The organism is Niveispirillum sp. (genome assembly GCF_017996735.1).
Taxonomy (GTDB): domain Bacteria; phylum Pseudomonadota; class Alphaproteobacteria; order Azospirillales; family Azospirillaceae; genus Niveispirillum.
The window spans coordinates 19,668-35,000 of the sequence record NZ_JAGOGJ010000031.1 but is presented as its reverse complement, the minus strand read 5'-3'; the positions used below and the strand labels follow the sequence as shown (position 1 = coordinate 35,000).

Annotated in this window: 14 protein-coding genes; 10 read left to right on the top strand and 4 right to left on the bottom strand. The window is 64.6% G+C overall.

All coding sequences use genetic code 11. The annotated features are described in order from the left end of the window. Positions 1-14 precede the first annotated feature (14 nt). Together cysQ and gor are read left to right on the top strand one after the other, a co-directional pair. Positions 15-797, top strand: a complete 783-nt coding sequence (cysQ, locus tag KBA48_RS12230; RefSeq protein ID WP_292906654.1) for a 3'(2'),5'-bisphosphate nucleotidase CysQ — start codon at positions 15-17, stop codon at positions 795-797. Between the two features lie 82 nt (positions 798-879). Continuing rightward, positions 880-2,247: a glutathione-disulfide reductase gene (gene gor, locus KBA48_RS12225; RefSeq protein WP_292906652.1), complete on the top strand. Its 1,368-nt coding sequence runs from the start codon at positions 880-882 to the stop codon at positions 2,245-2,247. A gap of 24 nt (positions 2,248-2,271) precedes the next feature. Here the strand turns inward: gor and KBA48_RS12220 are convergent, their stop codons facing one another. After that, positions 2,272-3,468: a TCR/Tet family MFS transporter gene (locus KBA48_RS12220; protein ID WP_292906650.1), complete on the bottom strand. Its 1,197-nt coding sequence runs from the start codon at positions 3,466-3,468 to the stop codon at positions 2,272-2,274. Between the two features lie 472 nt (positions 3,469-3,940). Continuing rightward, positions 3,941-4,162 carry a 50S ribosomal protein L31 gene (gene rpmE, locus KBA48_RS12215; RefSeq protein ID WP_102110875.1) on the bottom strand — a complete coding sequence of 74 codons (222 nt, stop codon included), beginning with the start codon at positions 4,160-4,162 and terminating at the stop codon, positions 3,941-3,943. 211 nt (positions 4,163-4,373) lie between these two features. On the opposite strand from rpmE, the gene KBA48_RS12210 reads away from it, so the two are divergent. The 4 genes from KBA48_RS12210 to thiE all read left to right on the top strand — a co-directional run bounded on the left by KBA48_RS12210 (position 4,374) and on the right by thiE (position 8,427). Then, entirely contained in the window at positions 4,374-6,161 is a 1,788-nt protein-coding gene (locus KBA48_RS12210; protein WP_292906645.1) for an ABC transporter transmembrane domain-containing protein, read from the top strand. Positions 6,162-6,196: 35 nt separating this feature from the next. Continuing rightward, a complete protein-coding gene (locus tag KBA48_RS12205) occupies positions 6,197-6,649 on the top strand; it encodes a hypothetical protein (RefSeq protein ID WP_292906643.1) in 453 nt (150 codons plus the stop codon). Positions 6,650-6,767: 118 nt separating this feature from the next. Further along, the gene (locus KBA48_RS12200) at positions 6,768-7,697 is read left to right on the top strand and encodes a class I fructose-bisphosphate aldolase (RefSeq protein ID WP_292906641.1); all 930 of its coding nucleotides are present in this window, start codon (positions 6,768-6,770) and stop codon (positions 7,695-7,697) included. Between the two features lie 103 nt (positions 7,698-7,800). Next, positions 7,801-8,427: a thiamine phosphate synthase gene (gene thiE / locus KBA48_RS12195; protein WP_292906639.1), complete on the top strand. Its 627-nt coding sequence runs from the start codon at positions 7,801-7,803 to the stop codon at positions 8,425-8,427. Positions 8,428-8,445: 18 nt separating this feature from the next. On the opposite strand, the gene KBA48_RS12190 is transcribed toward thiE, so the two are convergent. Then, entirely contained in the window at positions 8,446-8,892 is a 447-nt protein-coding gene (locus KBA48_RS12190) for a VOC family protein (protein ID WP_292906637.1), read from the bottom strand. A 57-nt stretch (positions 8,893-8,949) separates the two neighbouring features. On the opposite strand from KBA48_RS12190, the gene KBA48_RS12185 reads away from it, so the two are divergent. The 4 genes from KBA48_RS12185 (at position 8,950) to lepB (KBA48_RS12170) (ending at position 12,619) form a co-directional block, all read left to right on the top strand. Then, positions 8,950-9,540, top strand: coding sequence for a TetR/AcrR family transcriptional regulator (locus KBA48_RS12185; protein WP_292906635.1), 591 nt, complete (start codon positions 8,950-8,952; stop codon positions 9,538-9,540). Positions 9,541-9,674: 134 nt separating this feature from the next. Beyond that, entirely contained in the window at positions 9,675-11,045 is a 1,371-nt protein-coding gene (locus KBA48_RS12180) for an RsmB/NOP family class I SAM-dependent RNA methyltransferase (protein WP_292906633.1), read from the top strand. 95 nt (positions 11,046-11,140) lie between these two features. After that, entirely contained in the window at positions 11,141-11,872 is a 732-nt protein-coding gene (gene lepB / locus KBA48_RS12175) for a signal peptidase I (RefSeq protein WP_292906631.1), read from the top strand. A gap of 6 nt (positions 11,873-11,878) precedes the next feature. After that, positions 11,879-12,619, top strand: a complete 741-nt coding sequence (gene lepB / locus KBA48_RS12170) for a signal peptidase I (protein ID WP_292906629.1) — start codon at positions 11,879-11,881, stop codon at positions 12,617-12,619. A gap of 51 nt (positions 12,620-12,670) precedes the next feature. Here lepB (KBA48_RS12170) and KBA48_RS12165 read toward each other — a convergent pair whose 3' ends face one another. Beyond that, positions 12,671-15,274: a glycosyltransferase gene (locus KBA48_RS12165; protein ID WP_292906627.1), complete on the bottom strand. Its 2,604-nt coding sequence runs from the start codon at positions 15,272-15,274 to the stop codon at positions 12,671-12,673. Between the last annotated feature and the right edge of the window lie 59 nt (positions 15,275-15,333).

Here is a 15,333-nt window from a genome sequence, read left to right as displayed (position 1 = left end):
TGAGAGTTTTGCGAATGTTGTCACTCGAAGAACTGGCCGGCCTGCTGCCCGCCATCCGTGCCGCTGCCGAACAGGCGTCCGCTGCCATCCTGCGCCATTACGAGGCTGGAACGCAGGTGACGGAAAAGGCCGATGGCAGCCCCGTCACCGCCGCCGATGAAGATGCCGACGCCATCATCCTGGCGGCCCTGCGCGACCTCACGCCCACCATCCCCGTGGTGACGGAGGAGGAGGTGGCCGCCGGCCGCATCCCCGACATCTCCGCCGGCACCTTCTGGCTGGTCGATCCGCTGGACGGGACCAAGGAATTCATCAAGCGCAATGGCGAATTCACGGTGAACATCGCCCTGATCCAGGGGGGAGAGCCGGCCCTGGGGGTTGTCATGCTGCCGGTTGGCGGCACGATCTACGCGGCGGCCGGCCCCGGTACCGCCGTGCGCGGGCGGCCCGGTGCCGCCGATGAACCGATCCAGGTCCGCGCCGTCCCGGCGGCCGGCCTGACGGTCCTGACCTCACGCAGCCATGCCGACAATGCGGCGGTGGACGAGTTCCTGACCGGCCGGCGCGTGGCGGCCCGCGTGGCGGCCGGCAGTTCGCTGAAATTCTGCCGTGTGGCGGAAGGGGTGGGGGATGTCTATCCCCGCCTGGGGCCGACCTGTGAATGGGATATTGCGGCGGGCCATGCCGTCCTGATCGGTGCAGGCGGTTGCCTGAGCCTGCTGGACGGTGAGCCCTTCCCCTATGGCAAGGCCCCGACCTTCCTGAACCCGCATTTTGTGGCCTGGGGCGGCGCGTGACAGGGCTGCGACAGCCGTCACATCCCTGATGTCACAACGCGCCTACATATGATCCAACCCCTTCTCACGCAGGAAACGACCCATGTCCCAGTATGATTTCGACCTGTTCACCATCGGCGCCGGTTCCGGCGGGGTGCGGGCATCGCGCATCGCGGCGGGGCATGGGGCGCGGGTGGCCGTGGCGGAAGAACGCTATTTCGGCGGGACCTGCGTCAATGTCGGCTGCGTGCCGAAAAAGCTGCTGGTCTATGGCGCAGAATATGGCCAGGCCTTCGCCGATGCCGCCGGTTTCGGCTGGACCGCCGACAATGTCCGCCATGACTGGAGCGCCCTGATCGCCGCCAAGGATACGGAGATCAACCGGCTGAACGGCATCTATCGCCGCCTGCTGGAAGGAGCGGGCGTCACCATCTTCGAAGCCCGCGCCACCATCGTCGACGCCCATACGGTGGAGGTGGATGGCAAGCGTGTGACGGCGGAGCGCATCCTGATCGCCACCGGCGGCTGGCCGGAACTGCCGTCCGAACCGGGTGCCAAGGAATATGGCATCACCTCGAACGAAGTCTTCTACCTGAAGGAATTTCCGCGCCGTGTCGTGGTGGCGGGCGGCGGCTATATCGCCCTGGAATTTGCCAGCCTGTTCAACGGTCTGGGTGCACAGGTGACCCAGCTTTACCGGGGTGCCCAGATCCTGCGCGGGTTCGACAAGGATGTGCGCGACTTCGTGGCGGATGAGGTGCGCAAGGCCGGCATCGACCTGAAGTTGAACACCATCATCAGCCGCATCGAAAAGGTCGAGGGTGGTCTGCTGGGGCATCTGTCGGACGGCAGCGTGCTGGAATGCGACGCCGTGGTCTATGCCATCGGCCGTAAGCCCATGTCCTATGGCATGGGTCTGGAAAAGGTGGGGGTGGAGACGGACAAGGCCGGCGCCATCAAGGTCAATGACCAGTACCAGACGTCGGTCCCCTCCATCTATGCCCTGGGTGACGTCACCAACCGGGTGAACCTGACGCCGGTGGCGTTGGCCGAGGGGCATGTGCTGGCCGACCGGCTCTATGGAAACCGGCCGCGCGACGTGAATTACGACAATATCCCCACCGCCGTCTTCTCCATCCCGCCCGTCGCCACGGTGGGCATGAGCGAGGAGCAGGCCCGCGCCGCGCTGCCCGGCGGCGTGGACACCTACCGGACCAATTTCAAGCCCATGCGCCACCAGCTTTCGGGACGTGATCAGCGCACCTTCATGAAGCTGGTGGTGGACCGCGTGACGCAGAAGGTGGTGGGCTGCCACATGGTGGGCACCGACACGCCGGAAATGATCCAGGGTATCGCCGTGGCCATGAATGCCGGCGCCACCAAGCAGGTGTTCGACAATACCATCGGCCTTCACCCCACGGCGGCGGAGGAGTTTGTGACGATGCGCACAAAATCCCCCGACCCGGTCTGAGCGTGGCTTTGGCGCGTTCATGGTTCAGATGCGGTGGGGCGGTGCCTGTTGTCCCTTGAACCGCAGGGTCAGGACCATGAGCGCGCCGATGACATAAAGTGCGACTACGGACAGCCAGACGGCGCCGGGCCATTGGGGTCGCGTCATGAGATAAAGGCTGGAAAAGCCGAGGGGGGCCACGATGGAGGCCAGGCTGACCACCGACGCCAGCACGCCTTGCAACTGCCCCTGTTCGGTTTCATCGACAAGCCGGGTGGCCAGGGATTGCAGGGCCGGCATGCCAATCCCGCCGAGGGCGAATACCGGCATGATGGCAAAGACCATCCAGCCAGTTGTGACGAAGGCCATGATCGTCAGCGCTGCGCACACGCTGGCCACACCCGTCAGGATGGCGGCGCGTTCGCCCAGCACTCTTACAGCCGGGCCAGGCAGAAGCGCCTGGGCGAGGGTTTGACAAACGCCAAAGGCACCCAGTGAAAGCCCGATCCACAGACCATTCCAGTGAAAGGCATCTTCACCCCAAAGGGCCCAGCAGACGCCATAGGACTCGCCAGTGGCGCTGAAAATGAAAAACACCGAGATGATCGGTAGCAGGTGTTTCATGGAAAGGACGCGGTACAACGGCCGCAGCGGATTCATATCCGTCAGATGAATCGCGGCCCCCGTCGGCACACGGGATTCCGGCAAGGCCAGCAAGGCCAGCAACAGGTTGAAACCGGTCAGCAGTGCGGCCGCGATGAAGGGCAGCCGCAGCCCATATTCACTCAACGCGCCGCCGAGGACGGGGCCGATGATGAACCCCATGCCGAACATAGCGTTCAGCAGGCCGAAGCGGCGCGCCCGGTCTTCCTCGGGCGTGATATCCGTGATGCAGGCGGTCGCCACCGACACATTGGCACTGGTCGTGCCGGCAATGGCGCGGCCGGCAAGCAGCATCCAGAGATTGGTTGCGGAGGCCAGAAGCAGATAATTGGCCGTGGCCCCCGCCAGTGAGATCAATAGCACCGGCCGCCGTCCAATCCGGTCGCTGACGGCGCCCAGGACCGGAGAGAAGATGAATTGCATGATCGCATACAGGGCGATCATCACGCCGATATAGGGGCTGACATCGGGAACATGAATCACATCCTGCAAGAGATTGGGCAGGATCGGGAAAATCAACCCGATGCCGGCGGCATCCAGGATGATGGCGGTGTAGATGACAATCAAAGACCTGTTCATGCTGCGGTGCTCCGGTCAATGCACGCGCAACGACCCCGCCGGGGCCGATGGCTGGCGATTGAACCTGACGTCAGTCAGGTTTGGTTCTGGGGAGCGCTGGCCCACCCAGGCGTTGATCGTCATGGGTGGCGTATGCTTGACCGCCTGGACGTCAATTCGTCCTGTTTGCGCCGCCTGACGGCGGATCAAGGAAAGCGGTCGCTTTTCGCGACGTCTGCAAAATACGCGGGTCGGCGGCGGGCCGCAAGACACATCATCGTCCGAATTTCCCTCATAACCGTGCCGACTGCGGGGTATGAGGATGTGCCTTCAGTGAACAGCCATTGGTCCGGGTGAGGGCGGTCGTCTGTGTCCTGGCCTGAGACCAGGTCCCGGCTTGTCGCCGAAAGACGGCGAAGGGTAACCCCCAAGCGCAAAAAGCGCCGCCAGGATGCCCCGGCGGCGCTTTTCGTTTGCCTTACGGCCAAGCAGCTTACTTCAGGCCGAAGCTCTGGAAGCGCTTGTTGAACTTGGCGATCTGGCCGCCGGTATCCAGCAGCTTCTGCACGCCCGTCCACGCCGGATGCGACTTCGGATCAATGTCCAGACGCAGCGTATCGCCGGCCTTGCCCATGGTGGTGCGGGTCTTGAAAGAGGTACCGTCGGTCATGACAACGGTGATCTCGTGGTAGTCGGGGTGGATATCAGGCTTCATGGTCGGCAGTCCCTAAATCGAAGCCGCGCTTATATACAAAGCCTGGGGTTAAGGCAACCCCATCCAACCCTGCATGGATGCAAGGCTGGGCTGATCACATTCGGCGCGGCAGCTATGTCAACGGGGCGTTGTTATTGCCCTGACGCGGCCATGCGGTTACCACGGGATGGCGTCGATTTCCACCCGCTTTCTCATTCGCGGAGCAACTTCCTTGGTCTTTCGTGACAGCAGTGCCGAACGTACCACCCCCGAGGGCCGCCAGCGCCGCGATTTGAAGCCTTTACGCATGCTTTGGCCGTTTCTGAAGCCATATCGGCTGCGCATGGCGGGGGCCACGGCGGCCCTTGTTGTGGCGGCGGGCACGGTTTTGGGCCTGGGGCAGGGGTTGAAGGCGCTGGTGGATCATGGATTCGCGGCCGGCAATGCCGATCTGCTGAACCAGGCGCTGCTGGTACTGCTGGTCGTCATCGTGCTTCTGGGTGTTTCCACCTTCGCCCGATTCTACTTCGTCTCCTGGATCGGGGAGCGGGTGGTGGCCGATATCAGGCGCAAGGTCTTCGACCATCTGGTCACCATGTCCCCCGCCTTTTTCGAAACGACCAAGACGGGCGAGATCCTGTCGCGCCTGACCACCGACACCACCCTGCTGCAACAGGTGATCGGCACCAGCGTATCGATCGCGCTGCGCAATGCGCTGATGCTGGTGGGCGGTCTGGTGCTGCTGATGCTGACCAGCCCGAAACTGACGGGTCTGGTGCTGTTGGTTGTGCCGCTGGTGGTGGCCCCCATCGTGGTGTTCGGGCGCAAGGTGCGCAGCCTGTCGCGCGCCAGCCAGGACGCGGTGGCCAATATCGGGACGCGGGTGGATGAGGTGCTTGGCGGTATCCGCACCGTCCAGGCGTTCGGGCGGGAACCGCTGGAGATCACGCGCTTTGCCGACAGTGTGGAGGATACGGTCAAGGTCTCCCTGCGCCGCATCCGGGCGCGGTCCTGGCTGACCATGCTGGTCATCATGCTGGTGTTCGGCGCCATCGGCACCGTGCTGTGGATCGGCGGGCATGATGTCATCGCGGGCCGGATCAGCGGCGGACAGTTGTCGGCCTTCATCTTCTACGCCGTCATGGTGGCGGGTGCCGTGGGGGCGCTGTCGGAGGTGGCCAGCGACCTGGCCAATGCCGCTGGTGCCACGGAGCGCCTGTTCGACCTGCTGTCCAAGGTGCCGGACATCCGGGCGCCGGCCCACCCGCTGCCCCTGCCTTCGCCGACGCGGGGGGAGGTGCGGTTCGACAGCGTGCGTTTCAACTACCCCTCCCGGCCCAAGGACAGCGCACTGGACGGCCTGACCCTGACCATCAATCCCGGCGAGCGTGTGGCCCTGGTCGGCCCGTCCGGGGCCGGCAAGACCACCATCTTCCAACTGTTGCTGCGTTTTTATGATCCGCAGCTTGGGTCCGTGCGTCTGGACGGGGTGGACATCGCCCAGGCCGACCCGGCGGACCTGCGGTCCCGCATCGGCATCGTGCAGCAGGACAGTGTGATCTTCTCGGCCAGTGCCATGGAGAATATCCGCTATGGCCGCCCGGACGCGTCAGACGCGGAGGTGCGGGCCGCCGCCGCGGCCGCCCACGCGCTGGATTTCATCGAGGCCATGCCCGAAGGATTCGACACGTTCCTGGGCGAAAAAGGTGTGCGTCTGTCGGGTGGGCAGCGCCAGCGCATCGCGATTGCCCGCGCCATCCTGCGCGACGCCCCTGTCCTGCTGCTGGATGAGGCGACATCGGCCCTGGATGCCGAAAGCGAGCGGCTTGTACAGGCGGCCCTGGAAACCCTGATGAAGGACCGCACCACTCTGATCATCGCCCACCGTCTGGCCACCATCGTCAATGCCGACCGCATCGTGGTGCTGGAAGGGGGCCATGTGGTGGAAGAAGGAACGCATGAGGAATTGCTGCGCCGCGAGGGGCTTTATGCCCGGTTGGCGGCACTTCAGTTCGCGTGAACGAAATGTCGGCGCCCGCCTGCGACAGGATCCAAATGAGCATGCAACAACCCGACTGGTCGATCATGCCCGCCGTGCGTGTCGATGGCTTGGAGGCCGGGCGCATCGTGCTGGAGATTGCGGCGGGCCGGCCCGTGCGGCTGGTCTCCGACCGGGGGATCAGCGGGCTGGCCGGGGCCGGTTGGTGGGCCGACCTGCAGGCGGCATGGGAGGCCGAGGCGACGGGGCCTGTCATGGCGCTGCTGGACTGCGCCGATCTGCCGGGTCTGGTTCTGTCGGCGCTGCGCGCGGGGTGTCGCGACATCGCGTTTACGGCCGGGCCGGCGACTCCGGAAGGCGTCTGCACGCGTCTGACATCGTTGGCAGAGGCACACGGGAGCCGCCTGCACCCCGCACCCACCGGCGTGACAGAGGTGTGCTGGCGGCGCAACCGTGGTGCCACCCTACGGCAATACCTGCATCAACATATTGATTTCAAACAAATGTAACGGAATTTCAGGCATTACATCGCATTGTGGTCACGTTGCTTTACATGCCGGCCTGGGATATCAAACCCGCACCCACATGAGGGCCCGAACGGCCCGCCGAACTGGCAGGAAAACGAAGATGAAGCTGACCCGCCGCGTTAAGGAAATCCTTTCCTGGTATGAGAGCGACAATCCCGGCACCAAGGCCAATCTCGCCCGCATCCTGATGGAAGGCCGCCTGGGCGGCACCGGCAAGCTGGTGATCCTGCCCGTCGACCAGGGTTTCGAACATGGCCCGGCCCGCAGCTTTGCGATGAACCCGGCCGCCTATGACCCGCACTACCATTACCAGCTTGCCATCGATGCCGGGCTGTCGGCCTATGCCGCGCCGCTGGGCCCGCTGGAAGCCGGTGCCAGCACCTTTGCCGGTTCCATTCCGCTGATCTTGAAGATGAACAGCGCCAACAGCCTGTCGCGCTTCAAGGAAGGGGCCGATCAGGCCGTGACCGCCAGCGTCGATGACGCCCTGCGCATCGGCGCTTCCGCCATCGGCTTCACCATCTATCCCGGTTCCGACGCACAGTTCGGCCAGATGGAAGAAATCCGCGAGCTGTCGCGTGAAGCCAAGTCCAAGGGCATCGCCACCGTCATCTGGTCCTATCCGCGCGGCGGGGACATTTCCAAGAAGGGTGAGTTGGCCCTGGACGTGGACGCGTATGCGGCCCACATGGCGGCCCTGCTGGGCGCCCACATCATCAAGGTCAAGCTGCCCACGGCCGACCTGGAGCAGGATGAGGCGCGCAAGGTCTATGAAAAGAACAACATCCCGCGCGAGACGATGGCCGACCGCGTGAAGCATATCACGCAGGCCTGCTTCAACGGCCGCCGCATCGTCGTCTTCTCCGGCGGCGCGACCAAGGGCGAGGATGCGGTGTACGAGGATGCCCGTGCCATCCGTGACGGCGGCGGCAACGGCTCCATCATCGGCCGCAACGCCTTCCAGCGCAGCCGCGAGGACGCGCTGGCCCTGCTGGACAAGCTGGTGCGCATCTACCAGAACAAGGAATAAGCGGTTACCGCTTGACCCTTGGCCCGGATGGTGCCCTTAAAAGGGCCCGGCGCGGTTCCTCCGCGCCGGGCCTTTTTCATTCCCGACTCTTCCCGGAACCATCATGTCCGACTGCCGCCTTTACCTGATCACGCCGCCCAAGATCGATCTGGCCACCTTCCCGACGCTGCTGGCTGCGGCGCTGGATGCCGGTGATGTGGCCTGTGTGCAGTTGCGGTTGAAGGATGTGGGCGATGATGTCATCCGCCGGGCCATTGAGACGCTGCGTCCCGTGGTGCAGAGCCGGGATGTCGCCTTTATCCTGAACGACCGCCCCGATCTGGCGGCGGCGGGTGGCTGTGACGGGGTACATGTCGGGCAGGAAGACACGCCCTATGCCCAGGCCCGCAAAATCATGGGCCGCGACGCCATCGTCGGCGTCACCTGTCATGACAGCCGGCATCTGGCCATGGTCGCGGGGGAGGACGGGGCCGACTATGTCGCCTTCGGCGCCTTCTTCGACACCCAGACCAAGGACCCCAAGGCACGGGCCGAGCCGGAAATCCTGTCCTGGTGGCAGGAGATGATGGAAGTGCCCTGCGTGGCCATCGGCGGCATTACCGTGGAGAATTGCGCCGTTCTGGTGGAGGCCGGGGCCGATTTCCTGGCCGTCAGCGGTGGTGTCTGGAACCACCCCGATGGGCCGGCGGCAGCCGTTAAGGCCTTCAACAAGGTGATTGCGGGGGCTTGATCGCCCCCCCACCCTTATTCATGCCCCCGTCTCTTCGTTCCAGCGGCGCTGCATCTCTTCCGGGCTGACCTGTTCGATGGTCTGGGACAGCATCCAGCGATGGCCGAACGGGTCCATGATCATGGCGCTGCGTTCCCCGAAGCTCTGGTTGGCGGCCGCGCGGATGATCATCGCCCCCGCTTCCGCCGCCCGCGCCAGATCCTCATCCACCGCCTTGGTCGCCAGGAACAGCGTCACCGGCGTGCCGCCGATCGTATCGGGGCTCAGCGCGCCGAAATCCGGATATTCGTCCGACAGCATCACCATGCTGTCCCCCAGGCGCAGCTCCGCGTGACCGATCCGGCCATCCATCGGGTCCGTCATCCGGAAAATCTCCACCGCGCCGAACGCGCGGCGATAGAAATCGATGGCGGCATCGGCATTCTTCACCGTGAAATAGGGCACGACCCCCGTGATGCTGGACATTTTCCACCTGCTGTCGTTTAATTTTAATTACGATACGTTTCGTTTCGAAATGAGTCAATGATGAATGATGTGAAGCCGCGCGGCCGTCCCCCCAGCCCCGCCGCCCGGGAAAAGGCCCTGGCGGCGGCGCATGCCATCCTGATGGAGGAAGGATTTGGCCGGCTGACGGTGGAGGCGGTGGCGGCCCGGTCTGGTGTGGGCAAGGCCACGCTCTATCGCAACTGGACCAATGCCTGCGAACTGGCCATGGCGGCCCTGATCGATGGTGCGCCGACGGAAGCCGGGCCGACGGAAAACGGCCTGAAGGTGGCCTTGACGGCGCAGATGCGCGCCCTGGTGAAGGCGTTCGCCACCACGCGCGGGCGGCAGATCGCCATGACGCTGGCCGCCGCCGACCCGGAAAGCGAGATGACGCGCGCCTTCCGGAACCGCGTGATCCTGTCCAGCCGGGAGGCGGGCCGGCAATTGATAACCGAGGCCGTGCGACGGGGGGAAATCCCGCCGCCGGTGGAGATCGAAACCCTGCTGGACATGGTGTACGGCCCCGTTTTCTACCGCATCCTGGCGGGGCACCAGCCCTTGAACGCCGCCTTTGCCGACGGGCTGGCGGACAATGCAGTCACCATCCTGACAGTGCCGCGTCCTTGACCCCCTGCCGCCATGGCCACATGCCCCCCCGTGCCGGCAAGGGGCAGCCATGGCACCCCGGCACTTCCACCGGAAGGCCGCCGGCCCTATAGTCCCGCGCTTTACCAGCGCTGACCGTTCGAGAAGACAAAGCCATGACCCCCGCCGCCCGTTTGGCCACCGCCACCGACCTGCTTGCCGAGGTGATGGACACCCCGCGTCCGGCCGATGCGGTCACCAGCGCCTTTTTCCGTGCCCGCCGCTATATCGGCGCCAAGGACCGGGGGGAGATCGCGGCACTGGTCTATGGCGTCATGCGGCACTGGGCGCGGCTGCACTGGTGGCTGGAACGGCTGAACCACATGCCCGATCCGCGCGCCCTGGTCATCGCCGACTGCATCCTGGCCGGGGGCCGCACCGCCGATGCCGTGGCCGGCCTGTTCAATGGCGCCAAGTTCGCGCCCGCCCCCCTGTCGGATCGGGAACGCAAGCTGATCCGCGCGCTGGACACCCGCACCCTGAACCATCCCGACCAGCCGGAAGCCGTACAGGCCGAGGTGCCGGAATGGGCCGAGGCATCGATGCGCGCCACCTTCGGCGACCGGTTCCTGGCCGAGGCGTCAGGCATGCTGGGCGAGGCGCCGCTGGACCTGCGCGTGAACCCGGTGAAGGGCACGCGGGAGGAGGCGGTGAAGGCCCTGGCCGATGCCGGGATCAAGGCGACGCCCACCGACCTGTCGCCCGTGGGGCTGCGTCTGGCCGGCCGCGCGCCCGTCATGGCGCTGGACGCGTACAAGTCCGGCATGATCGAGATTCAGGACGAAGGCTCGCAGCTTGTCGCCTTCATGGCCGATGCGCGGCCGGGCATGCAGGTGGTGGATTTCTGCGCCGGCGCCGGCGGCAAGACGCTGGCCATCGCCGCCATGATGGAAAACAAGGGCCGCGTGGTGGCGACCGACGTGCTGGAAGGCCGTCTGACCCGCGCCAAGGAGCGGTTCCGCCGCGCCGGCCTGCACAATATCGAAACCCGCGCCATCAAGACCGAACGCGACCCCTGGGTGAAGCGCCATAAGGGCAAGTTCGACCGCGTCGTGGTGGACGCGCCCTGTTCGGGCACCGGCACCTGGCGCCGCAATCCCGACAGCCGCTGGCGTCCGCTTGGCCCTGGCCTGACCGAACTGGTGCCGTTGCAGGCCAGCATCCTGGACAGTGCGGCCCGGCTGGTCCGTCCCGGCGGCCGCGTCGTCTATGCCACCTGCTCCGTCCTGCGGGAGGAGAATGAGGGCCAGGTGGAGGCGTTCCTGGCCAGCCATCCCGACTTCACCCTGGTGCCGGTTCCCGCCGCCTGGCCCGCCGCCTGGGGTAAGCCGCCGGTCGGCACCGAGATGCTGCGCCTGACGCCCTTGCGCCACGACACGGACGGTTTCTTCGCCGCCGTGCTGGAACGCCGTGCCGATGTGGTGGAGGAAGCGGCGGAGGAAGCCGTGACCGAAGAGGCGGCAGTGGAAGAGCCGGCTTCCGCGTGAATTGGCCCCACCCCCTGGTTGTCGGGTGGTGATTGACCGCAACGGGGCCGGCGGGCATGGTGTCGGCGGCCTTTGGTTCTCAGGGAGTATGGGTCTTGCGCGCAGTTGTTAAGGAATGGGCGGGCCTGATCGGTTTTGTCGCCGGCTTCTACCTCGTCATCAACACGCTGCTGTTTGCGGGTTTCCATGTCCCATCGGAAAGCATGCTGCCCACCCTGAAGGTGGGGGACCAGTTCTATGCGGCCAAATACGCCTATGGCTACAGCCGATTCTCGACCAGCTTCGTGCCGCTGCCCTTCGGGTCCGGCCGCTTCCCCGACATTACGCCCGAACGCGGCGACATCGTGGTTTTCCGCCTGCCGACGACGGAAGAGGATTATGTGAAGCGGGTCATCGGCCTGCCGGGCGACACGATCCAGGTGACGGGCGGCCGCCTCTATATCAACGGTACCGAAGTGCCGCGCGAAAAGAACCGCGAATACGCCTATCGCGACAATGGCGGCATGGTGGTGCAGGTGACGGAATATACCGAAACCCTGCCCAATGGCCGCAAGCACCTGATCATCGAACAGCGCGATGACGGCTTTGCCGACAACACGCCCGAATATAAGGTGCCGGAAGGCCACCTGTTCATGATGGGCGACAACCGCGACAATTCGCAGGACAGCCGCTATCTGCGTCAGGTCGGCTATATCCCCGTTGAACGTGTGCTGGGTCGCGTCTCCATGGTCGCCTTCGCGCGCAAATCCTGCACGGAAGAAGACGGGCTCGTCTGCCCCGGCGGCGGCTGGTCCGACCGTCTGTTTCGCTGGGTCGCGGCGGACTGATCCCCGATGGCGGCGGCGCGGTCGAAGGTTCGCGAATGGGCCGGCAGCATCGCCTTTTTCGGCGGCGCCTACCTGCTGGTGAATACCTTCCTCTATCAGGGTTTCTACGTCCCGTCAGAAAGCATGCTGCCCACCCTGACCGTGGGTGACCAGTTCTATGCGGCCAAATACGCCTATGGTTACAGCCGCTTTTCCACGCCTTTTGTCCCCTTGCCCGTCGGGTCCGGCCGGGTGGCGGGCAATCTGCCGGCGCGTGGCGATATCGTGGTCTTCCGCAAGGCGCGCGACGAAACCGATCTGGTCAAGCGGGTGGTCGGCCTGCCCGGCGACCGGCTGCAATGGGTTGATGGGCGGCTTTACATCAATGGCGTGCTGGTGGCGCGGGAGAAGACCCGCGACATCACCTACCGCGCCCATTCCGGTGCCGTGACCCACGCCACCGAATATCTGGAAACCCTGCCCGGCGGTCGCACGCATCTGATCCTGGAGCAGACCGACAGCGGCATGGCCGACAATACCCCGGAATATGTCGTGCCGGACGGTCACCTGTTCATGGCCGGCGACAACCGCGATAATTCCGGTGACAGCCGTTTCCTGAACGATGTCGGCTATGTCCCGCTGGAACGCGTGTTGGGACGCGTCGGCACGGTGGCCTTCACCCGAAACGGCTGCTCGGCCGAAGAAGGCTTGACCTGTCCCGGCGGCGGTTGGTGGGATCGGTTCTTCCGCTCGGTGGCGGGGACATAAAAAGGGGCGGCCCCATCGGGACCGCCCCTTTTTATGCCGATCACGCGGCGTTTATTCTGCCGCCGCCGGTGCCTCTTCCTGCTTGGGCATGGGCAGGCCGTTGATGGTCGCCACGGCCAGGGCCGCGATATAGGGCAGGGACTGGACCACCAGCATGGCCGACCAGATATAGGCGTCGCGATTGTCGCCGCCTTCTTTCCAGCCGACGGCAAAGGCGGTGACCCACAGTGCCAGCATCAGCATGACCTCTTCCTTGGCATGCAGGAAGCCCTGGATCAACGCCGGCTGGTCCTCGCACTTGGGCGTGCGCACGAAGGGGCGGCCTTCGGTGAACAGGCCTGTCCAGACAGCGCGGCCCACCGTATGGGTCAGCGCCATGCCGGCCACGGCGGCATTCACCTTGTCCAGGAAGCCGCACTTCACCCGCGCCGCATAGAGCCACAGGCCGCACGCCACCTTGAAGAAGAACACACCCAGCGTGGGCATGATGAAGACGGTGGGCGGGAACTCGAAATAGCGCGGGGCGAACAGCAGGCCCAGCGACCAGAAGATACCGCCGACCACGAACAGCATATGGGCCGCATCGGCGAACCAGGGCAGCCAGCCGGTGACGAAATGATATTTCTGGCCGAAGGTCAGGGTCTTGCCGCTGGGCAGGAATTCCCGCCAATGCCGCTTGATGATCTGCACCGCGCCATAGGCCCAGCGGAAACGCTGCGTCTTGTACCCGGCGAAGCTGTCGGGCACGAGACCCTTGCCGAAGCTGTCGGGCATATAGACGCTTTCCAGACCTTCCTCGAACAGGCGCAGGCCCAGTTCCGCATCCTCGCAGATGCACCATTCGGCCCACCAGCCCACCCGTTTCAGGATGGAGGTGCGGATCAGGGTCATGGTGCCATGCTGGATGATGGCGTTCCGCTCATTCCGCTGCACCATGCCGATATGGAAAAAGCCCTGATATTCCCAGTTGATCATCCGGTGGAACGGGTGGATGTGCCAGTCCCGGTAATCCTGGGGGCTCTGGACAAAGGCGACCTTCGGGCTTTCGAAATAGGGGATGGTGGAGGACAGCCAGTCGGGCGTGACCTGATAGTCGCTGTCGATGACGCCCACGACCTCGGCATCCGGCGCCGTCACGGCCAGCCCGAAATTCAAGGCGCCGGCCTTGTATCCCGGCCATTTGGCCAGATGGAAGAAGCGGAAATGCGGGCCCAGCTTGGCGCAATGCGCCTCCAGCGGCTTCCAGACTTCCTCATCCTTGGTGTTGTTGTCGATCACCAGCACTTCGAAGTTGGGATAATCCATCTTCGCCAGCGCGTTCAGCGTCTCGATCACCATATGCGCCGGCTCGTTATAGCAGGGCACATGGATGGAAACCTTGGGGTAATAGCCGGTCGTATTGACCTTCACGGGCGTGAATTTCCGCTTCCAGCGGTCGGTCCACACCACCTCCGTCAATTCCAGCCCGTCGATTAGCACGACAATCAGCAGCAGGATCTGCGCACAGATCAGGATCAGGAAGGCCACAAAGGACATGGTGTTCATGCCCGTCGTCATCGCCTCCGTCGCGGTCCAGACCAGACCGGACGCGATGCCCTGGATCAGGGCGCCATAGAAGAGCTGTCCCGCCGGCTTCAGATCGTCGCGCGCCAGCACGAACCAGAACATGGGGATGAAGGCCAGAAGCGTGGCGATGGCGCAGAGCACGGGCCATCCCGGCACCTCGAACACGCCGCCTTCCATGGGGAACTTCATCTGGCGATGGGTGTCCCAGATGCCCCAGTTGGCCTCCGCCTCGCCGCCGATCTCCCGCTTCCAGGGCTGGTCGAAGCCTTCCATGATGTAATAGTCCCAGCGGTTTTCACCGGCCAGGTTCAGGAAGTTGCGGATGAACTGCGCCTGGTTGACCAAGCTGGCCTGCGCGCCGCCGCGATAGGGGCCGTCGGACGGCCAGCCGGCCTCACCGATCAGGATATGCTTGTCCGGATATTTGGCGCGCACTTCGTCATAACCACGGCGCACCTGCTCCATGGCCTGTTCGATCGGCACCTTTTCCCAATAGGGCAGCAGGTGGATGGTGATGTAATCGACGGCCTGCGCCAGTTCGGGATATTTGATCCAGACATAGGGCGGTTCGGCGGTGGAGACGGGGACATCCATCTGCCGCTTCACGCGCTGGATATAGTCGATCAGCGCCTCGACCTCCAGGTCGCCGCGATACATCACCTCGTTGCCGACCATGACGCGCGTCACGTTCTTGTTGGCGCGGGTCAGGCGGACAAGGCTGTTGATCTCCTGCTCATTCTTGCCCAGGTCACCGGAAATCCAGGCGCCGGCCGTCACGTCCAGATCGTATTTGGCCGCGATTTCCGGCGTCACCTCCAGCCCGTCGGTGGCCGTATAGGTGCGGATGGAGCGGACAAAGGGAGCGACGACGGCCACGTCACGCTCGATATCGGCGCGGCTCGGGTGACGGCCATCCTGCGGATTCTGGTGTTCCTGATAGGGGCTGAAGGCGACGCCGGATATGGTGCCCGACCACAGCTTCTCCGGCGTGGTCGGCCGGTTGGACAGGGCCCAGGCCCCGATATTGCCCAACACCAGCAGCACCAGCACAGCCCAGGCCGATGCCCGCATTTTCAAAATCTTGCCCATCGTTCCTGTCTTGCCCCTGGAACACCGGCCGCCAGGAATGGCGGCGGGTCTACTTCTGG